This window comes from Marinomonas balearica (assembly GCF_004362145.1).
Classification (GTDB): domain Bacteria; phylum Pseudomonadota; class Gammaproteobacteria; order Pseudomonadales; family Marinomonadaceae; genus Marinomonas; species Marinomonas balearica.
In genome coordinates this window covers 57,380-77,337 of sequence record NZ_SNXC01000010.1, presented here as the reverse complement: position 1 = coordinate 77,337, position 19,958 = coordinate 57,380, and the positions used below count along the sequence as shown (strand labels likewise).

Genomic DNA, 19,958 nt, shown 5'->3' with positions numbered 1-19,958 from the left:
CATCGCTACTGCTTTATTTGAGAGTATTGTAACCTGCGTAAATTCGAGTAGCCGTCGTCAGCCAACACATTATTCCAAAACAAACGGCGATATGAACAAAGTAACTCGGAAAAATACACATGAACACGAAGCATGCAATAGTTTCCGTTCCTTCTGTTAATCCACCAATAAAATAAAGGGATTTACGCCCGTACTCTAGAGTTTTAATACTCCTCTTTTCCGCCATAATCGCAAAAGCAAGAAAGCTGGACCCCGTTCCCATAAACGAAAATATCAAGAAGACTGCAGCAAGGCTATTCATATCAGGGATCGCTAAAGCAAATCCAAAAACCACTCCTGAGTAAAAGATGAAATCCAATGTGATATCAAGATAACCTCCGAGATCTGTCGGTTCTGTAAGCCTTGCAAGCTCACCATCAATACCATCAAATATTCGATTAATTATAATAACCGCAAGCGCCCACAAATAGAGCTGCTGGTACAACAGAGGCACTGCACAGATTCCAATAATAAAACCTGCAATGGTTACCTGATTAGCGTTAACTCCAAGAGAGTGCAAACCTTTGGCAGCGAGGCGCAACGGTTTTTTTATGACGGGTAAAAGTGTCGTGTCTAACAAAGCAAAGTCCTGATAGGTGCAAAACATCTGAATCAATAGACCGACTCAGATGTTTTAGCGTTAGATTACTATTGTTTTAAATAATAATCGAAAACAAACCCTATCCGTGAAAAAAGGACAAAAAAACTCAAACGACTAGTTGGATTTCACGCTCTTTATCTTATCCAGCAAAGCATCGATTTCTTTATGTCGACCTTTGTCCGCTAAAGGTCGAGACGCTCTTGGCGCTGCCGTTTTTGCGATGTTTAGATACGTTTCTGCTTGAGTATAATTTCCCTTGTCGAACCAAAACTCACCGTAAAAGTAATTTGAATCAATTCCCTTAGGGTTTTTCTTTAGCGCTTTTTCCAGTAGTTTCTGCGCCTTTTTGTCACTGCCAAAAGAAATAGGCCAACCGGGAAGTTTATGATAAAGCACACCTAAACTGGTGTACGCTGATCCATTTAATGCGGCATCATTCATGTCGATCGCTTTTTCAAAAAGCGTTTTGGCTTCTTTGGCGAGCGACAGAGCACCCAATCCGCCTTTTGCGCCAGCTGCACTGGATAATACAATGCCTTGCCAAACCGTATATTCTGCCATTTGAGCATGCATTTCCGCTTGTTTTTTCGCACGTTCAGCCAGCAATAAAAAAGCGCCTTCTTTTTGTTTGTCTTCTGTTAGATAGTTTATTTCAGCCCATCTTTTTTGTATTGACGCCAATTCCGTTGTTTGCTCTGAAGTTTCAGCCAATACAGGCGTAGATACACCGACAACAAGAGTCACAATAGAGAGTAATTTTTTCATAACGCAGTCCTTCAACAAAACTCAGAATAAGATTAAAACTATAAAAAATACGGCTCCGTTAAGAGCAAATAAAGCGCTTGATAATAGGCAGTTTCTTAAACAGAGCCTTATCAACAATGTGTGGAAATGCGCCATTCAATTTGACAAAGATCCGTTCGGGAAAGCCAATAAAGCACCTAGGCTTTTTATTTTGAAGCTGCTCAACTAAGCACTTAGCGACCAGATCAGGAGAATCAATATGATTACCTAGCTCCTCGTTCATCGCCATTGCGGTACTGCTGTTAATGTTTGTAGAGGTAGCTCTAGGTGCTAAGTAGAAAACCTCTATTTGCGTGTCGGCCAGCTCTCTATACAACGATTCGCTAAACCCTCTCATTCCGAATTTGCTGGCACAATAGGCCGTCTGCCCTGCAAACCCAATACTCCCAAACGCTGAACCAATATTGATAATAGAAGCCTCTGAAGACTGCTTAAATGTAGGCATCAAAGCGTGCGTCAAAGACATTGGCGCAATTAAGTTGGTTGAGATAATACGTGGGATCTCTTTATGATCCATGTCTTCCAGCATTGAAAGATGGCTTACACCGGCATTGTTTATCAACATATTGAGGCCGCCCCATTGTTCCACATACGAAACGACGCTTTCCAAACCAGTGGTGGTTGCGATGTCTGCAACGATTATGTGATGCCCTTCTCCAGAAAGTTGTCTCATTAGCGCTTCCAGCTTTTTTTGATTGCGTCCTACCAAAATAAGAGAAACGCCTTTTTCAGCTAATTCACGCGCGATTGCTTGCCCTATTCCACCCGATGCTCCGGTTAACAAAGCTCGTTTTGATTGCCAGTTCATCGCATTCTCCTATGCGGCCGAGTCGGCCAGTTCAAGATGAGGAAGTTCGCGAAAAATATTGCCGTACAATTTATAGAATCGCTTAGCGCAGTGAATGATTAAATCTTGCTCGTCTCGATCAGTAATTTTTTTCATCAAGTTTTCAAAAAAAACAATGTGATCTTGGTCCAATGATCCGTGTGATGTGAGATAACTGAAGGCCTCTTTTTTCAAATTGAGTTTGCCTTGTATTTTTGTCGCTGCCGCATCCGCTAATGCAATACTGGTTCCTTCTAAAACAAAGACCATTCCGAAAAAGCCGAGTGGGTTAACTCGATTTACCGTGTCATAAGCATAGGAAACCATTAATTCTGTGGACTCAGCGGGTTTGCTGTGTCGGATCACATTTTTATCTAACCCGCACGCCTGAATGTCATTGAGAATCCATTCCTGATGCCCCATTTCCTCTTCGATATATTCTCCAACCGCCTCTCTAAGCCATTCTTTTTCTTCTGGAAGGCGACTGCCCACGGCCATTAACAACGGTACGGTATGCTTAACATGATGGTATGCCTGAGACAAAAATGCGATGTAATCATCAAGTTCGAATTCGCCTGTAAAACAGCGCTGAATTATCGGTGACCCGAGCAAATATTCACGTTCGGCGGCGGTTTCGTTTTGCAGTCTTTCATATAAATTCATGGTTCTTTCCTTTAGGTTGATTTAAAGATAAAGCTGATCAATGTCTTGCTCAAAATGATCTAAGATCGCTTTTCTAATGAGCTTCCCTGACGGGGTCACACAATGTGGAAGGGATTCAAAAAGCCTTTCTGACTTAAACCAGACTTTGATTTGGGCGTAATCTGGTAATGACTCGTTTAACTTTTCGACGCTTTGTTGAATTTGTTCGTCAGAAATATCATCAGTAATTGGAACAAACACACCGCCACAATGTGGTCTGTCGTCACCAAAAACCATGACGCTTCTCATCATTCGTGTCGCCATAAGCTCCGCCTCAAGCCACTCAGGAGAAATATTGCGTCCGAAGGAGTTAATCATTAGGTTTTTTTTACGCCCAATTATGCTTAACGTATTGTTTTCTAAAGACACTAAATCCCCTGTGTAAAAGGCATTGGGGTAAAAGCTTTCAGGTTTGTTCAAATACCCTAAAAAGAGGTTTTCTCTCACTACAAGCTCATGATCAATTACTTCTACTGAGGTATGGGGCAATGCATGTCCAGCAGATGACTCTAAATCATTATCGGGTGTATTGAGAGAAACCACCGAAGCGCACTCAGACAAACCATATCCCTGATAAACAGGCAGACCGAATGACTTTGCTTGGTGAATCAATTTGCTGGAGACCTTGCCACCGCCCACTGCTACAAACAGCAACGATTTGGGAGGCTGCCAGCCTTTTGAACAAGCCATTACAAGAACATTCAACAATTCTGGAACCAATATCAGCGAGTTCGGTTGCTCTACTGATATCTGATATAACAGCTTTTCAGGGGAGATGAGTTTACTTCCGACAAAGCCCAATTCGTCGGCTCGCTTAGTAACAACGGTTCCGCCAACCATCAGTGGCGCATAAACGCCTGCTATATTTTCCAGCAAAACAGCGAAAGGCAATATACAAAGATGTTTAACCGAATCTATGGCGATGGCATCCACCAGCGAACGCGCCACGTTGAGCTGAGATTCTTCACTCAAGCAAACCCCTTTAGGCGCTCCAGTCGACCCCGATGTGAAGGTCACTTTACTCGTTCCCTCTGGCATCTGTGCGTCTTGTACGTGTTTTATTTTTTGACTATAAATCGTCTTAAAGGGCGTTTCTTCTGACGGACAAAAGATTCCAGATTCAACGCCGTTAGAACAGATAAGTAGCTCTATTCCACTTTCCGTAACCAGATGTTCCAACTGTTTTTGACTGAAAAATGAGGGGGCAGGTACACAACATATTCCAGCCCCCTGACATGCTAAATCAAACAGCACCCACTCCACTTGATTGTCTAACGCGATCCCGACACGCCCAACACCCAGCGATTCTAGCCACTCACGTCGGTCTTGAATTGCAGCACCCATTTCTTGATAGGTCAGTGAAACATTAGAATCCGTTAAAGCAATATCCATACTGTTTTTAGAGGACAAGTACCACATTTATATCGCCTCCAATGACGAGAGTAATTGCTTGGAATGGCCATGAACAATGCTAAGAACGTCACATAATTCAGGCGTTTGATGAGCAATGAAAACGGAAGCTTCTACATCAAGCGCCATCACTTTCGGTAGTTGCTCATAGTAACTGCCCCACTCATTCGGTCTTTCTGTGAGGCGCATAGGGTCAGCATCGGCTAAGTACGTCATAGGGAAACCAAAACCAGATAAAAGTTCTCTGACTTTTTCGGTAGCCGAAAAAACCAAATAACGAACGTCTTTCAGGTAAAGCCCCATTACAACTGTCATAATCAAAGGGAGTGTAAATCGATGGCTGCGCGAGTATAAATTGCCAAGCTCTGCGATTTGATACTCGTCGGCAGGCATTCCTAGCTGACGCAATGTCGTAATCACATCGCTTTTTAAGTACTGCTCAAGGAAAAGAGGCTCTGTTGCTCGACGAACACCTACGGCCGCTCTTAGTTGCTTGGTTTTTATACCAAACAGCAGTGGCAAAAAACTTTCGACGTTTGCCTCATAGCATTTATTAAAGCCATCGCTGATAAAGCGTTCTAGTTCCTGCCTTTGCGATTGGTCAGGCAAAGCCAAAATAAAATCAAACGCTTGTTTTGGCCCCTGTAAGCGGTGCTTATCCATACTATTTGGTATCACAAGGGGTTGCATAATCTGTCCATTAACAATGAATTTGATAACAGATTAATGCCCGAACCTTAAGCAATGCTTATGTTGGTAAACAGAAATAAGGAAATAGGATGAAGCGACGTAATGCAGTAAAATAATCAGCATTACAGCTTAGACAAGGTACAACATGATTCACTCAAAGCAATACGGAGAAGACAAACCAGATTTGATCGTTTTGCACGGTTTATTTGGAAATGCAGATAACTGGCACTCTATCGCACAATCTTGGTCAGAATTTTATACCGTTCATTGTTTGGATTTACCCAACCACGGTAAATCATCGCCTATGGACTCTCCAGATTACCCAAAAATGGCGGATGCCATAATTGCTTGGATGGAAGAGTCCAATATAGGACCCTGTTATTTATTAGGGCATTCGATGGGTGGAAAGGTCGCAATGCAATTAGCATCAAGCTTTCCGAGCAAGTTTAAGAAACTGATCGTTGTTGATATTGCGCCAGTTGATTATCAACCCAGCCATTTGGAGATTTTTCAAGGTCTTGCTGCCATTGATTCTGCGCGACCTTCTTCTAGAAAAGCCGCTGACGATCTCTTAGCACAGTACGAAAGCAATATGGGGGTAAGACAATTTTTGCTAAAAAACCTTAAAAAAGAAGAGACTGGCTTTTCCATAGGGTTGGCAAGAGAGAATATTCAAGAAGGCTACCCTTCCATTTTAGCTAAGCCGCCGCTGTCTGCTCCCTATAACAACCCAACGCTCTTTATAAAAGGCGCTAACTCAGACTACATCCAGCAAAAACACACTAAAGAAACCGTCGCGTTTTTCCCCAATACTAACGTGAAAATCATTCCAGATACTGGGCATTGGCTGCACGCAGAAAAGCCGATTCCATTTGGCAACATCGTTAAACGTTTTCTTAAAAATTAAGTTTTGCTGTTTAGAATATTGTTAAAAGATAACGCTTCCTTAAGCGTTATCTTTTCGATAGGAATCTGCTTCGTAGGTGCCCAAAATACGAATTTCTTCCGAGAAGAACATCAGCTCTTCTAACGCTGCTTGCATTTTAGCATCCTGAAAATGCGCTTCTACATCTACATAAAACTGTGTTGCCGTAAAATGGCCATTTACCATGTAGCTTTCCAGTTTTAGCATATTAATGCCTTGTGTAGCGAACCCACCCATCGCCTTGTATAGCGCAGCTGGAATGTTTTTTACTCGAAACATAAAAGAGGTGATATAGGTTGTATTCGGTTCGAATTCCGGCTGTTTTTGGTGTCGAGAAAAAACCAAAAAACGTGTCGTATTCCCGACGACATCGTTAAAGTGCGATTGCGCTATTTTTAGTCCATACAGCTCTGCAGCGAGCTCAGACGAAATAACACCTAATGTATCGTCGTCATTTTCTGAAAGGTGCTTGGCTGCTCCAGCAGTATCGTACATCGCAACATTGACCGCGCCAAGAGACTTGATATTAGCATCGCATTGCGCCAATGCTTGAGGATGACTCCCCACTCTTTTTATACCACTTTTCGATGCATTTTCTCGTATAAGTAAGCAGTGATTTACGGGTTCAAAATGCTCTTTTACGACGTACAACTCTGTTCGCTTAAGTTCTCGATAGATTTCCTCAACACGTCCTGCGGTAGAGTTCTCAACCGGGATCATAGCGTAATAGGCATTTCCATTTTCAACCATTGCGAGTGCTTCTGAAAATGTCGCGCAATGGACCGTTCTCCAGTTAGGAAAAGAATGCTTACAAGCCAAATGAGAGTACGCGCCAGGCTCACCTTGGTAGGCGACGACGTTTGAAGCAGATGGATCAAGTTTGTATGTGGAGACAGAATATTCAGACATAAAACCTTATTTAAACGCTCTCTATTCGATGGAATGCTAAGAAGGTGTTACGATACAACAGAAATAGCACTCTGTCGGCTAGTAGAACATTCAAATACGATGAAAATACTCTTTATTTACCTTGTAAAAGGTTATCAATACCTGATCAGTCCATTACTAGGCAGTAACTGTCGATTCTATCCCAGTTGCTCCCAATATATGATCGAAGCAATTGAAGAGCACGGCCTTTTTAAAGGCATTTGGTTAGGTATCAGAAGGCTGGGGCGCTGCCATCCTGGCTGCGAAGGGGGAATGGACCCTGTTCCTAAAAAAAACAGTCGCCAGAATTAATCAGGTTCGACTCAGTTCTAATTCACTTGCAATTAGAACTGCTTGCGTTCGGTTGTTAACGCCGAGCTTTCGAAAGATTGCTGTGATATGAGCTTTAATAGTAGCTTCTGAAATATTCAGTTCGTACGCAATTTGTTTGTTTAGCATCCCTTCGTGTAAGTAACAAAGAACTTTGAATTGTTGGGGCGTTAATTCTGCCACTTTCCTTTGCATTTCTAGATTAGAATTTTTTTGATCTTCCAATACCACGTTATCTGGAATCCACACGTCACCATCCAAAATTGAATGGATCGCTGAGGCATACTCTAACGGTTCACATGTTTTGGGAATAAAGCCAAGCGCCCCAGATTCGACAACTGTTGATATGATTTTATTGTCCTCAGAGCCAGAAATTACTGCAACAGGCACATCAGGAAAATCCGTGCGAATGCGCATCAACCCATACAACTTTCCACACCCAGGCATATTTAAATCCAAAAGAAGTAAATCCAGCTCTAGGTTTTGTTGCAGAATTTCAATGGTTGAATCAAGATCATCTGATTCATGTATGGTGACATCATTGAATTGTTGCTTCAAAGCCCCTGTTAAGGCACTTCGAAATAATGGATGGTCATCAGCTATCGCTAAAGTAATCAAAGTAAGTCCTTCTCTTATTATTGAGTAAAGAAATGGCTAGGTTAGCTGAAAGGTAAATATCGCCAACTTCTTCCACATCACTCTTTCTTGTATGTGCCGATGCACTCTACTAAGAGAGACAGAAAAAAGCCAGCGCCCATGACGCAAAGCATAGAGAAGCAATGCGCCATGGGTAACTCTATAGTTACAGTTGTCGCTTTTAGTTGTTTAATCTATTGTCGATTAAATCATCTACAACACTTGGGTCAGCCAGTGTACTGGTATCCCCTAATTGCTCATGCTCATTTGCCGCGATTTTACGTAAAATGCGACGCATAATTTTGCCTGAACGAGTCTTAGGTAACCCTCGCACTGCCCATTGAACTAAATCAGGCGTTGCGACAGGGCCGACTTCTTGTCGAACAAATTGTCGAATCGATTTTGTTAACGCCTCATCTGGAGTGACTCCTGCAATCGGCGAAACGTAAACATAAAGACCTTGGCCTTTTAGATCGTGCGGGTAACCAACAACCGCTGCTTCAGCGACTGACGGGTGAGCCACCAGCGCACTCTCAATTTCTGCTGTTCCTAAACGGTGCCCTGATACGTTCAGTACGTCATCTACTCGGCCCGTAATCCAGTAATCTCCATCCGCATCGCGACGCGATCCGTCACCGGTAAAATACACGCCATCATAAGTACTAAAGTACGTTTGTTCGAAACGCTCATGGTCTCCATATACGGTTCGAGCTTGGCCAGGCCAAGAGTCCGTCAGCACCAACCCACCCTCTACTTCAACACCTTGGTCTTCGATTACATTTCCGTTTGGATCCATCAGTGCCGGTTGAACACCATAAATAGGAGAGGTACAGGCACCGGGTTTAACATCAGTTTCTGTCAGCCTAGGAGTCATCATCATGCCTCCTGTCTCTGTTTGCCACCAAGTATCGGCAATCGGGCATTTCCCATTACCAATTTTCTTATGGTACCAAGACCAAGCTTCTGGATTAATTGGCTCACCGACACTGCCTAAAACCCGTAAGCTATCTCTAGAACTGGTTTCAATGGCTTCATCGCCTTTCGCCATCAACGCTCGTACTGCGGTAGGAGCGGTGTACAGTAGATTAACCTTATACTTATCGACTACTCGTCCTATTCGGCCCGCATCTGGGTAGGTTGGCACACCTTCGAACAGCACGCTCGTCACACCATTCGCAAGAGGACCGTATACCATGTAACTGTGGCCTGTAATCCAACCGACATCCGCTGCACACCAGTAAACGTCGTCCTGTTGCAGGCCAAATACCACTTCATGAGTCATAGATGCGTAGACAAGATAACCCCCTGACGTGTGTACAACGCCTTTCGGCTTACCTGTTGAACCTGATGTGTACAAAATAAAAAGAGGGTCTTCTGCGTTCATAGAAGCGGCAGGGCAATCCGTATCTTCCTGATCAACTAACGCTTGCCAATCTAAATCCAGATCGTCATTCCATTCGACATCGGCTTTGGTATATCGATAAACCATGACATTTTTTACGGATGGGCAGGCGCTATCCGCTAATGCCATATCGACATTCTTTTTTAGGTTAATCGCATTTCCAGCGCGTTTACCTTGATCCGCCGTCATGACCAACTTGACATCACAATCGTTCAATCGATCAGCAATCGCACTCGCAGAAAAACCGCCGAAAATAACACTGTGAATGGCACCGATTCGTGCGCAAGCTAACATGGCATACACAGCTTGAGGAATCATGGGCATGTAAATAGCAACACGATCCCCTTTTGAAATTCCTTGTGATTTGAGTGCGTTCGCCAAACGTCCAACTTCATCATAAAGCTCTTGATAGGTAATGGAGCCTGCTGGACCTTCTTTATCACCCTCAAGGTAATAAGCAATTTGGCTCGCTTTTTCTGGAAGATGACGATCAATACAGTTGTAGGCAACATTCAGCTCGCCGTCTTCATACCATTTGATACTGACATTGTTACGAACAAAACTGGTGTTTTTAACGATGGAATAAGGTTTAAACCAATAAAGCCGTTTACCCATTTCTCCCCAAAATTTCTCTGGGTTTGATATCGACTCTTGATAATTCGCCTCAAAGATTTCATGAGGAACGGTTCCAGCTGGGGTGAATTTACGCTGAAAATCGTCTAATTCTTGTGTCATCTCACTGCTCCATTGTTAATTTTTATATTTGGACGCGATGCTGTAGAAGCGACGAGCTAACCACCTGAACTTCAGTCATATTGGAACAAAGAGCTATCGAGGTAAGAGTGTGAAGGAATGTTGATACCTTTTTTAGCACCTTAACATCGAGAGTTTCTTTCTCTGAAAGAGCCGAAGGGCTTCGGTCTAACGACTTCTTATATTTCGTTCAATTCCGCGTAAACGGTCTACGATTGACCTTCGGAATTGAGTTAGAATAAAAAGTGCTGTCCAAGAGCCAAATCCAGTAAGCTTGTTCGCAACTTCCCTAGCCTTTTAGAATAACCGTATACAAAACGAACACTATTACACTTTAGTCTAAAAACCGAGTGACTCACATTTATACTCTACGAAAGAATCCCATTCTGTTTTAAGCAATCTCTTGCTTCTTCGACGCCTCGAACTAAGAAGCTTTTTATTCCTATTTCGTTCGCCGCATCGACGTTCAACTTATTATCATCCATAAATAGTATTTCATCAGGCATTACATTTAGCGCAGAAAGTACGTACTGAAAAGAGGCGGGATCAGGTTTGACCTTTCCCATTTGGTGAGAAGCAAAATAGCTGTTGAACTGGCCGGACAAACCCATTTCATCCATTAAACGTCCCCAATGAGCGGCATTAGTATTTGAGAGCACCGCCTTATGAAGATGATCAGGAATAGAATTCACAAGTTCTAAAGCGCCGTCAAACAAGCCTTTTGGCCAAGCGACAAACGCTTCTTTAAATGCATTATTGTCACCTGTGTAGCCAACTTCTCCCATTAACTGCTCGACAAAATCATTCAATCCTATCTTGCCTGAATCAAACTTGGCGACAGCTTCGGATTCAAGCCACTTACGCCAAATGACCTCCAACGCATCATCAGTGTTTAAAAAGCGCGCTATTTCACTTTTATCTCCCAAATCCACCAACACATTTCCGAGGTCAAATAACACAACTTTAATCTGTCTCATGCAGCGAACTTCCCAATCATGCTTATTAGTCATCAAAGATAGACCGTTTTAGATTATCTACAGCGTAACAAGCTGTTCGACCTAGAACAACAACGATGAATTTAAACGACCAAAATAGGCGTTTTGATATGTTGTAATTTATAAAACAAAAGCCTTTAATATAAGACGCAAAACGTAGCAAAATCGACACCCGTAAAAACAAAAAACAAACATAAAAAGAAACAAAGCCTAAGTACGTAGGAGAATAATAAAATGAACCTGGGAATTTTAAAAAAGACACTTATTGCGACTCTAACTGCAGCGACGTTATCAAGTGCAGCCGTTACGGCGCATGCTGCTGATAGAGATTACATTTTAGCGACGGCCTCAACGGGTGGTACGTATTACCCTGTAGGGGTAGCAATTGCGACGCTAAGTAAAGTTAAATTAAAACCTAAATTTGGTATGTCATTATCTGCGATCAGTTCAGCGGGATCAGGGGAAAACGTCAAATTACTTCGCGAAAATCAGGCTCAATTTGCAATATTACAGGGTCTCTATGGTGCTTGGGCGTGGAATGGCGAAGGTCCGCTCAAACAAGCAGGTAAACAAACTGAACTTCGCTCTGTCAGTATGCTTTGGCAAAATGTTGAGCACTTTGTTCTGAGCAAAGATCTCGCTAAAACTGGAACCGTTGCCGATCTCAAAGACCTAGAAGGTTCTAACAATAAATTTTCTATAGGTAAGAAGAATTCAGGTACGGAAGGTTCTGGTAGACAACTGCTAAGCGGACTGAATATTAACCCAGATAACTTTTCACTCGCTTTCATGGGATTCGGTCCAAGCGCAGATGCGATCCAAAATGGCAACATTGAAGGTATGAACACACCTGCTGGTGTCCCTGTCAGTGCTGTCACTCGTTTATACGCAGCTATGGGCGACAAAGTTAAGGTATTGGACTTCACCGATGAACAAATGAAAGAAGCCAATGGCAGCTATGATCTTTGGACTCGTTATGTCATCCCTGCAAACACATACCCAGGCCAGACACAGGCGATCAATACCATTGCTCAACCGAACTTCCTAGCAACGCGTGCCGATACATCTGAAGAAGATATATACGAGCTTACAAAATCTCTATATGAGAATTTGCCTTACCTAAGCGCGATTCACAAAGCGACATCAGTAATGTCAATCAACAAAGCAATCTCAGGTTTGCCTGTTCCATTGCATCCAGGTGCTGCAAAATACTATAGAGAACAAGGGATCGATATTCCAGATTCTCTTATCGCGAAATAAAGTGTATTTATTATAAGAGTTAACGTTTCTAGTACATCGCAATACAAAATAAGCCCATGTAAATCATGGGCTTATTTTTAGACTGTTTTCAAATAGAAGTACATCTGACGATTGTCAGTATCTTCTAATTTAAGATCACTTAAGTTAGGCACACTATATGTTCTCTCCCAATACATCCGCTGAAAGCGCCAATAACCAGAACCTAGAGCAGTTCGAAACCCAACACCGAGATACGCCCGTTATTAACCGTATCGTATTTGGTTTTGGCATTTTCCTTGCCATTGCACACATTTACATAAATACGCTCGGCACATTGCCAGAGCTGTGGGTATCCGCCTTCCATTTTGCAGGTTTTGGTACACTGTGTGCGCTGCTCATCCCTGCCCACCCGTCTTTGAGGAACAGCAAAACCGCATTTATCATCGATACCTTTATCGTATTGATGTTAATCGGAATCGTCTTTTACATCGCCCTATTTGAAGACGCTCTTTATGAGCGAGGCGTCGTTTTCGCGACCAGCGATTGGATCGTTTCTTCAATGGCTATATTATTGTCGTTAGAGTTAATTCGACGAACGACGGGCTGGTTTATTCCAACTCTCATACTCGTCGCTTTGTCCTACGTTGTTCTTTGGGGACAATGGATTGGGGGCGCATTTTCGTTTCCCGGATTAAGCTTGGAAACCCTTCTTTATAGAAGCTTTTTCAGTACGGATGGCATGTTCGGCTCGATTTCTAGAATTTCTTGGAGCTTTGTCTTCATGTTTATTCTATTTGGTGCCTTTCTTGTTAAATCTGGCGCGGGTGATTTCATCATTACGTTATCGCGATCGCTAGCAAGCAAAATGATTGGGGGACCCGGTTTTGTTGCTGTGCTTGGTTCCGGCCTCATGGGGTCCGTATCTGGATCGTCTGTGGCAAACACTGTTTCAACGGGCGTGATAACCATTCCTCTCATGAGACGAGCGGGCTTTCCTGCACGCTTTGCAGCAGGTATTGAAGCCGCCGCGTCAACTGGAGGCCAGCTTATGCCGCCAGTTATGGGAGCAGGTGCTTTTATTATGGCGTCCTATACTCAGGTTTCTTATGTCACTATCATTGGTGTTGCTGCTATTCCCGCTCTGCTTTATTTTCTATCGGTCGCATTTTTTGTCCGTGTAGAAGCAAAACGCAGTAACGTCACGTCAACAGAAGAAGATGGTGTGGCCATTAAAGAAGTATTGAAAGAAGGTTGGCATCACGCCATTCCACTTGCGGTTCTTGTCACATTATTGATTCAGGGGTTCACACCAACTTATGCTGCTGGTATCAGTATACTGTCTGTTATCGCCGCGTCTTGGTTATCAAAACAACACAGAATGGGCCCCATTGCGATATTAGATGCGTTAGTACAGGGCGCGAAAAATATGTCGACCACGGCCGTTCTGCTTGTTGGCATTGGTCTCGTTGTCAACGTCATAAGCACAACAGGGGTTGGTAACACGTTCTCATTGCTCATCACGGATTGGGCTGGCGGAAGCTTACTTTGGACCATCATTCTGGTTGCAATTGCATCACTTATTTTGGGGATGGGATTACCCGTTACGGCCTCTTACATCGTTTTAGGTACATTATCTGCACCTGCAATATTCAACTTAATTGCCGAAAGTCAGTTAGTAGAGCAAATTGCATCTGGGAAGCTTCCTGAAGCGGCGTCGGCTATTTTCATGTTGGTCGACCCGAGTGTATTGGGAACGTTAGCGCAAGGCATGCCTATTGAACAAGCACAGGCTTTGCTGGCACAAGTTCCATCCGACTTTAAAAACATGCTGGTTGATCAAGCGCTTGGTGCTGAGACGGTCGCCATGATATTGGTTACCGCTCATATGATCATATTTTGGTTATCGCAAGACAGTAACGTAACGCCTCCTGTCTGTCTTACAGCCTTCGCAGCGGCAGCCATTGCGAAAACGCCACCGATGCGTACAGGTGTAACAGCCTGGAAACTTGCAAAAGGTTTGTACATCATTCCACTCATGATGGCCTATACCCCTTTGATCGGCGGCGAACCTATTGAACTGCTTAAGCTGACTATTTTTGGCATTTTCGGTTTGTACGCACTTGTCGCAGCAATGGAAGGTTACTTAGAAGACAAACTAAACATAGTGACAAGACTTATTGCTCTTGCAGCCTCTTTAGCAATGCTTTGGCCAGATTTACCGATATTTGCCAATCTAGCAGGTGTCATTGTATTTTTGGCGCTTTTCATCATGACGCATCGTAGTTATCGCCAAGCTAAGTGCTAATTAAGTTAACGTAACACATTGACGCTTAAATTCTGGCGTAACAAAGGGGCAGACATACCCAACCCTCTGTCTGCCCTTATTGTTTTCAACATGACTTTTTCCTAAGTCACGTTTTTCTCAAACCACTCTTTTTTTTCCGAACAGCATTTTCAATTAATTTTTAAAACGGCGTTTTATTTTAGCGATCTAATCATCTATTATTCCTTCTAGCCATGATAAATTAACCTATGGGCAGCGAGCGATGAATAATAAGAATCAAAATCATATTGCCAGAGTATCCAAAGCACCTAGCAAAGATGCCTATATAAGTATTGAACTTGCTCTTCAAAGTGCGCCAAATGACGGTAGGCCTTACACCATCTACATAGATGAAGGCACATACGAAGAACGCCTAAACGTCGAACACAATAACGTTCATTTAGTGGGCGCAGGTAAGAACAAAACCATTATTTCAGGAGCAGCAGTAGCGGGACAACTGGACCGCAGCGGAGAAATAATCAGCACTTTAAACAGTCGGACTCTGATGGTGAATGCGAAGGACTGTAGCCTAAAATCACTTACCATTCGAAATAGTTTCGACTACATTGGCAATGCAGCAAAACCAGCCGATTCGCCAGATAAAGTCACTCATACACAAGCTGTTGCCCTACTTTTAGGAAACGAATGTGATCAATGTGAAATTTCTGACGTCGCACTAGAAGGCTATCAAGACACTCTATTTGTAAAAGGGCTAAGAAGTTATTTCCATCGATGTGATATTTCAGGATGTGTTGATTTCATCTTTGGGAATGGCACTGCAATATTTGATCAGTGTCGTATTATTGCTCGCGATACATCTTCAATCGAATCGAGCGTTGGATTTGTCACTGCACCCAGCACTCAAACAGACCAAGAGTTCGGGCTCACCTTTTTTAATTGCGACTTGATTAAAGAATCACCACAAATCCCTCAAGAAAGCTACGCACTAGGACGACCTTGGCATCCCACCACATTGTTCTCAGATGGAAAATACGCCGACCCAAATGCAGTCGGTTGCACAACGTTTATTAGCTGCTTTTTAGATGATCACATATACGGATGGGACAAGATGTCAGGAAAAGACATAAACGGGGATCAAATCTGGTTTTCGCCGGACACAGACGCTCGATTCAATCTATACCAATGTAGAGGAGATGGTGCTGCTAGGTCACCTTTTCATCTTAGCGAAGAGTCTGCTTCCAAATATTCAATACAAACGATTTTTACAGGCTGGATCCCTAAATCCTTAGACGGCGAGAAATAGTGCTAAACACACATTTCTAAAAAAGGATTTTTCACCAATTTAAGGACTTAAGAATGGCTCGCCATCATAACGAGTAATGAGGCAGGTTTGCGAACGCTGTTGTTTTAACATATTGCAAAAATCGACACTGTAAGAACGCTCGATAAACGGTCCAACTTTTAGTTGAAAATACACTTTACCTTTTATCGTATGCTTCTTAATGAGCGGGGCGGTATCGACATAATCTATCGGGTTTGCACGGCTGATTTTTCTCCAACCTTGCATAGCGAGTGATTTGCTGGCATAGGCCGCTAATTGAACGCCGTAGTACTTATCTGAAGAGGCAGCCATCTTTGCTAACTTCAACTTTTCTTCCATTTTTCGAGTCGCTTTGAAATCAACAATAACGGGATCAATCCGACTATCGCTCATTTCTTCCATCGTAGCTGGATCCTTAATTTCGGGAGCATTTTGACTCATGCTTCCTTTTTTAGGATCCTGTTTAACGGCCTCCATTTTTACCCTAGCAAGTTCTTGTTCAAGACTTGCAAGACCTTCCTGTAAGCTTACTTGCTGAATCTCAAGTTGATCGACTTTTGGATTGATTGTATTTATTTGTGTCGCGTGTGCTGCAACATGGTTTTGTAATTCGGCATTTGTTAGAGCATCAGACGTGCCCGTCAACGAGGCACATCCAACAAGGCTCAATACACTAAAGCAGACTATGTGCTTTGAATAACGCACTTCAGACACCTCTAACAATCGATAAAAGTAAAATCAGATATATTCAATTCCAATTAAGAGTATGGCATATCGAAGCGATTTACCAAACAAAACAAGAACAAAGAAAGTGAAAAGCCGAATTTTTGAAACACCAGCAAACAAACACAAGGCGTCACCGATAACGGGAAGCCAACTCAACAAAAGAGTCCATTTTCCGTACGTCGAAAAAAATGCACTGGCCTTTTCCAATTGCGAAACGGACACAGGGAAGTACTTATGATCTCTAAAATGAAACAAATACCGACCTAACACCCAGTTTGTTACGCCCCCCAATGTATTACCAAGGCTTGCAACACCCCATAGCAAAATCAATGAATGCTCAGCAGTGGCGGATAAGTAGATTATCAACGCCTCGGAGCTGCCCGGAAAAACGGTTGCAGAAAGAAATGACGAGAAAAACAGAGAGATTAAATCAAACACAAGGCATGCGCATCAAAACGTTGTATTGAGAACAATCGACAGATTGCTCACCATACAACATTTTAGAAAGAATGATCAGGAGTGGTTTGTTTTGGAAGATGGGTCTTCGCTTAATTTGACGTATTGTTGAGTGTCTTGCTTTTGCAATTTGCTCTGTGAAGGTTCCAATATCCACTTCGCCATGACCCATGCACTGGCGTAGCAAATAAATCCGCTGAATATAATATCACTTAAAAAGTGTCCACCTTGAAGGACTCGAATTCCTCCGACAAACAACCCTAACCCAAGCCCGAAGAACAACCAAAGACGGCTTTGCAAAACCCAGCCAAGAGCAATAAATGCAAATCCCATCGCGGCATGACCGCTGACGAACGAGCAATTTCTCTCACATTGGTCACTGACTACGAGCGCAGGAGTAAATTGTTGAGCTCCGCCAAATTCAACAACATGACGAGGGCGCGCACGATCCCAATTATCTTTAAAGCCAGTGTGCACAATAATACCGGGGCCAATCAACAAAAAAGCGAGCATAAAATACCATTTTCTTTTGTGTATTTTATTCCACTCAGGGCCCGACTTGAACAATGTCATGACACACAAACCAAGCAAAACAGGAACAATGACCGCTGGCATTTCCTTGAAAAGCCAATAGACAAATTTAACTATAGCGTTATCGTTTGCAGGGAATCGACTCGTTCCAGCATCGTAAAATAAGCCACTCACATACAAATCAATCTCAGGCCATACCGAAAACAATACAGCGCAGAAAATAAAACCTGCAGGAGCGACACCGTACTTCCAAGACTTAAACATCTTTAATTTTCTCATTAACCCTGTGCGAAATGAATGTCATCAACTCGTTGCCAACAGATAGACATAATTTATAGTACAAAACAACTTACTAAAACATATATAACTTTCAACTTTATTACGTAATTTAAATATATTCAACGCTTCGCACCTCAATTGCGGTTAAACCGTGCGTCTTAATTTGTTTAATGGCTAACGTCAGCTCCTTTGACTCAGATCAATTTTTTACATTTCTTATACATAACAACTCCTCGTAGAATGGGGAACACTGTGAGAGGAAGCTATATGATCAACCGTGTAAACAATGTCAAAATCAAATACAAGCTATGGGCAATCATCGGCCTTATGTCTATTGGGACTGGCGCTCTAATATTCGTTTCACTGTATTCACTTTATCAAACCAACCTTAATGGATTGTTAAGACAAACTCAGATGATGGTCGATACAGCAGCGTCTAACCTTTCATCTAAAAATGAACGCGAGTTGATTAAAGAAATCGACGCCTTAGCAACGTCGCCACTATCGGCGTACGTTTTAATCGACAAAAATAAAAATGCACTTTACACACCGCCGTGGATTGGGAAAGCATCACTGAAATCAATAGATTTCACAGACAATCCAAGCATTGTCGAGATCCCTTCATCCAATAACCAATCATCAATAACCCTTCTTCTCGCATCAACCCCTCTGGATAACCTATCCCTGTCAAAGAAATATTCTCTCATCGCCGTTTCCAATATGGACGTTGTTTACAGTGAATTTAAGAGTGCATTAGTCGATTTCGGCATCCTTGTAGCAATACTGACGATCGTAATCGGTGGCGCAGCACTAACGATCATTAGTCTTGTTACGATTAGAATAACAACCCTTTGTGACACAATGCGCTCCGTAAAACAGTCAGGAGACCTTACCCAGCGCGTCCGCTTTGATGGAAACGACGAAATGGGAGAAATGGCTGATGCGTTTAACCATATGGTTTCAAGCTTTGGTGTCATCGTTCAACAAATTGGGGACGCAAGTAAATCTCTAAATGACGTAATCGCTGAAACTAATAAGGCCATATTAGCAACGACACAGGGCGTAAACACTCAGCAAATGAACACAAAAGACGCAATTCGCTCAATGGCTGAGGTGATGAGTTCAGTCGACCAAATATTGAACGTTGCTGACGAAGCGAACCTCTCCGCAAACAGTCTAGGAGAGCATTCCAAAGGTGGCCTTCACACTATGAATAAAGCCAATGCAGATATGCAAAACCTTTCTTTAGAAGTGGGCGAAGCTGCGATGCAGTTTCAGCAATTAAGAGAAGATGTAAAACACATTAACAACCGTCTCGGAATTGTTTCAGAAGTTGCAGATAAGACCAACCTTCTCGCTTTAAATGCAGCCATTGAAGCGGCACGAGCAGGAGAACAAGGTCGAGGGTTTGCCGTGGTTGCAGACGAAGTAAGACAACTTGCTCAGCAATCCCAACAGGCGGCAGGTGAAATCGGAAGTTTAATTGATCAACTAACGACTCAAACCTTTAATACCGTTGAAATCATGGAAAAAGCGCAAGGTACGGCAAATGCAGGAGCATTACAAATGTCCGAAGCGGAGTCTGCGTTTAATGATATCGCACAAGGTATGTTGACGATTTCAAAACTAAACGCCGAAATCAAAACGGGCTCAGACAACCAATACCATATTTCAAGTAACGTCAACACGGTACTGGAAAACATCGGAGAAGTCTGCGACCAAACTCAGCAAAATTCGGTAGCTATAGAAGCATCCGTCACACGAATTGGGGAATGTGCACAAGAACTAAGGAAAGTCGTCGAAACCTATCAAACTTAATTCCCGCTGAAATGACTCACCCGAAGTAGAATTATTGTGGATTTTTTGACTGGAACTAAGGCGCTCTTGGACTAATTTCGCCGCGTTTTCAGTCGAAAAATCATACTGAAAAAAACCATTATCTGAAGAGAATCCACGTACCTGTGCGTAAAAAGCGAAAATCTGCTAAATTTAAGTGGATCTAAAGAAAGGAAGCGTTTGATTTAAATCTCATAAAAATCTAGGCTTTTAAGGCGCGATTATTGCAGACCGATTAATACAGAC

At 42.7% G+C, this 19,958-nt stretch carries 19 protein-coding genes; 6 read left to right on the top strand and 13 right to left on the bottom strand.

Features of this window, described 5'->3' with window-relative positions; all coding sequences use genetic code 11:
• Positions 1-13 precede the first annotated feature (13 nt).
• The 6 genes from DFP79_RS05550 to DFP79_RS05525 form a co-directional block, all read right to left on the bottom strand.
• Positions 14-619, bottom strand: coding sequence for a CDP-alcohol phosphatidyltransferase family protein (locus DFP79_RS05550; protein WP_133502948.1), 606 nt, complete (start codon positions 617-619; stop codon positions 14-16).
• A gap of 135 nt (positions 620-754) precedes the next feature.
• On the bottom strand, positions 755-1,405 hold the full coding sequence (locus tag DFP79_RS05545) for a tetratricopeptide repeat protein (protein WP_133502947.1): 651 nt from the start codon (positions 1,403-1,405) through the stop codon (positions 755-757).
• A gap of 58 nt (positions 1,406-1,463) precedes the next feature.
• The gene (locus tag DFP79_RS05540) at positions 1,464-2,252 is read right to left on the bottom strand and encodes an SDR family oxidoreductase (RefSeq protein ID WP_133502946.1); all 789 of its coding nucleotides are present in this window, start codon (positions 2,250-2,252) and stop codon (positions 1,464-1,466) included.
• A gap of 9 nt (positions 2,253-2,261) precedes the next feature.
• Positions 2,262-2,933: an iron-containing redox enzyme family protein gene (locus tag DFP79_RS05535; RefSeq protein WP_133502945.1), complete on the bottom strand. Its 672-nt coding sequence runs from the start codon at positions 2,931-2,933 to the stop codon at positions 2,262-2,264.
• 21 nt (positions 2,934-2,954) lie between these two features.
• Positions 2,955-4,391: an AMP-binding protein gene (locus DFP79_RS05530; protein ID WP_133502944.1), complete on the bottom strand. Its 1,437-nt coding sequence runs from the start codon at positions 4,389-4,391 to the stop codon at positions 2,955-2,957.
• Entirely contained in the window at positions 4,392-5,072 is a 681-nt protein-coding gene (locus DFP79_RS05525) for a thermostable hemolysin (protein ID WP_133502943.1), read from the bottom strand.
• Between the two features lie 145 nt (positions 5,073-5,217).
• Between DFP79_RS05525 and DFP79_RS05520 the strand changes: the two genes are divergently transcribed.
• Complete coding sequence (locus DFP79_RS05520) at positions 5,218-5,979, top strand: alpha/beta fold hydrolase (RefSeq protein WP_133502942.1); 762 nt, start codon at positions 5,218-5,220, stop codon at positions 5,977-5,979.
• Positions 5,980-6,018: 39 nt separating this feature from the next.
• On the opposite strand, the gene DFP79_RS05515 is transcribed toward DFP79_RS05520, so the two are convergent.
• Positions 6,019-6,906, bottom strand: a complete 888-nt coding sequence (locus DFP79_RS05515; RefSeq protein ID WP_133502941.1) for a prephenate dehydratase — start codon at positions 6,904-6,906, stop codon at positions 6,019-6,021.
• A gap of 99 nt (positions 6,907-7,005) precedes the next feature.
• On the opposite strand from DFP79_RS05515, the gene yidD reads away from it, so the two are divergent.
• Positions 7,006-7,236: a membrane protein insertion efficiency factor YidD gene (yidD, locus tag DFP79_RS05510; protein WP_133502940.1), complete on the top strand. Its 231-nt coding sequence runs from the start codon at positions 7,006-7,008 to the stop codon at positions 7,234-7,236.
• Here yidD and DFP79_RS05505 read toward each other — a convergent pair whose 3' ends face one another.
• The 3 genes from DFP79_RS05505 to DFP79_RS05495 form a co-directional block, all read right to left on the bottom strand.
• Positions 7,237-7,872 (bottom strand): response regulator transcription factor, encoded by a 636-nt coding sequence (locus tag DFP79_RS05505; RefSeq protein WP_133502939.1) that lies wholly within the window; start codon positions 7,870-7,872, stop codon positions 7,237-7,239.
• Positions 7,873-8,071: 199 nt separating this feature from the next.
• On the bottom strand, positions 8,072-10,027 hold the full coding sequence (acs, locus tag DFP79_RS05500; RefSeq protein ID WP_133502938.1) for an acetate--CoA ligase: 1,956 nt from the start codon (positions 10,025-10,027) through the stop codon (positions 8,072-8,074).
• Between the two features lie 386 nt (positions 10,028-10,413).
• Positions 10,414-11,022 carry an HAD family hydrolase gene (locus DFP79_RS05495; RefSeq protein ID WP_133502937.1) on the bottom strand — a complete coding sequence of 203 codons (609 nt, stop codon included), beginning with the start codon at positions 11,020-11,022 and terminating at the stop codon, positions 10,414-10,416.
• Positions 11,023-11,274: 252 nt separating this feature from the next.
• Between DFP79_RS05495 and DFP79_RS05490 the strand changes: the two genes are divergently transcribed.
• From DFP79_RS05490 to DFP79_RS05480, 3 genes are all read left to right on the top strand, one after another.
• Positions 11,275-12,300: a TAXI family TRAP transporter solute-binding subunit gene (locus DFP79_RS05490; protein ID WP_133502936.1), complete on the top strand. Its 1,026-nt coding sequence runs from the start codon at positions 11,275-11,277 to the stop codon at positions 12,298-12,300.
• Positions 12,301-12,457: 157 nt separating this feature from the next.
• The gene (locus DFP79_RS05485) at positions 12,458-14,584 is read left to right on the top strand and encodes a TRAP transporter permease (RefSeq protein ID WP_133502935.1); all 2,127 of its coding nucleotides are present in this window, start codon (positions 12,458-12,460) and stop codon (positions 14,582-14,584) included.
• A 241-nt stretch (positions 14,585-14,825) separates the two neighbouring features.
• On the top strand, positions 14,826-15,866 hold the full coding sequence (locus tag DFP79_RS05480; RefSeq protein ID WP_133502934.1) for a pectinesterase family protein: 1,041 nt from the start codon (positions 14,826-14,828) through the stop codon (positions 15,864-15,866).
• A gap of 39 nt (positions 15,867-15,905) precedes the next feature.
• Here DFP79_RS05480 and DFP79_RS05475 read toward each other — a convergent pair whose 3' ends face one another.
• The 3 genes from DFP79_RS05475 to DFP79_RS05465 form a co-directional block, all read right to left on the bottom strand.
• Positions 15,906-16,589, bottom strand: coding sequence for an SPOR domain-containing protein (locus tag DFP79_RS05475; RefSeq protein ID WP_133502933.1), 684 nt, complete (start codon positions 16,587-16,589; stop codon positions 15,906-15,908).
• Positions 16,590-16,622: 33 nt separating this feature from the next.
• Positions 16,623-17,048: a YqaA family protein gene (locus DFP79_RS05470; protein WP_133502932.1), complete on the bottom strand. Its 426-nt coding sequence runs from the start codon at positions 17,046-17,048 to the stop codon at positions 16,623-16,625.
• A 75-nt stretch (positions 17,049-17,123) separates the two neighbouring features.
• The gene (locus tag DFP79_RS05465; protein WP_166637649.1) at positions 17,124-17,861 is read right to left on the bottom strand and encodes a phosphatase PAP2 family protein; all 738 of its coding nucleotides are present in this window, start codon (positions 17,859-17,861) and stop codon (positions 17,124-17,126) included.
• Positions 17,862-18,143: 282 nt separating this feature from the next.
• Between DFP79_RS05465 and DFP79_RS05460 the strand changes: the two genes are divergently transcribed.
• Positions 18,144-19,694, top strand: a complete 1,551-nt coding sequence (locus DFP79_RS05460) for a methyl-accepting chemotaxis protein (RefSeq protein WP_133502930.1) — start codon at positions 18,144-18,146, stop codon at positions 19,692-19,694.
• Positions 19,695-19,958 lie beyond the last annotated feature (264 nt).

Bases quoted from the DNA above. Each gene is read 5' to 3' on its own strand.
- DFP79_RS05545 (WP_133502947.1), bottom strand. From the start codon at position 1,405: ATGAAAAAATTACTCTCTATTGTGACTCTTGTTGTCGGTGTATCTACG.
- DFP79_RS05540 (WP_133502946.1), bottom strand. From the start codon at position 2,252: ATGAACTGGCAATCAAAACGAGCTTTGTTAACCGGAGCATCGGGTGGA.
- DFP79_RS05535 (WP_133502945.1), bottom strand. From the start codon at position 2,933: ATGAATTTATATGAAAGACTGCAAAACGAAACCGCCGCCGAACGTGAA.
- DFP79_RS05530 (WP_133502944.1), bottom strand. From the start codon at position 4,391: ATGTGGTACTTGTCCTCTAAAAACAGTATGGATATTGCTTTAACGGAT.
- DFP79_RS05525 (WP_133502943.1), bottom strand. From the start codon at position 5,072: ATGCAACCCCTTGTGATACCAAATAGTATGGATAAGCACCGCTTACAG.
- DFP79_RS05520 (WP_133502942.1), top strand. From the start codon at position 5,218: ATGATTCACTCAAAGCAATACGGAGAAGACAAACCAGATTTGATCGTT.
- DFP79_RS05515 (WP_133502941.1), bottom strand. From the start codon at position 6,906: ATGTCTGAATATTCTGTCTCCACATACAAACTTGATCCATCTGCTTCA.
- yidD (WP_133502940.1), top strand. From the start codon at position 7,006: ATGAAAATACTCTTTATTTACCTTGTAAAAGGTTATCAATACCTGATC.
- acs (WP_133502938.1), bottom strand. From the start codon at position 10,027: ATGACACAAGAATTAGACGATTTTCAGCGTAAATTCACCCCAGCTGGA.
- DFP79_RS05495 (WP_133502937.1), bottom strand. From the start codon at position 11,022: ATGAGACAGATTAAAGTTGTGTTATTTGACCTCGGAAATGTGTTGGTG.
- DFP79_RS05490 (WP_133502936.1), top strand. From the start codon at position 11,275: ATGAACCTGGGAATTTTAAAAAAGACACTTATTGCGACTCTAACTGCA.
- DFP79_RS05485 (WP_133502935.1), top strand. From the start codon at position 12,458: ATGTTCTCTCCCAATACATCCGCTGAAAGCGCCAATAACCAGAACCTA.
- DFP79_RS05480 (WP_133502934.1), top strand. From the start codon at position 14,826: ATGAATAATAAGAATCAAAATCATATTGCCAGAGTATCCAAAGCACCT.
- DFP79_RS05465 (WP_166637649.1), bottom strand. From the start codon at position 17,861: ATGTTTAAGTCTTGGAAGTACGGTGTCGCTCCTGCAGGTTTTATTTTC.
- DFP79_RS05460 (WP_133502930.1), top strand. From the start codon at position 18,144: ATGATCAACCGTGTAAACAATGTCAAAATCAAATACAAGCTATGGGCA.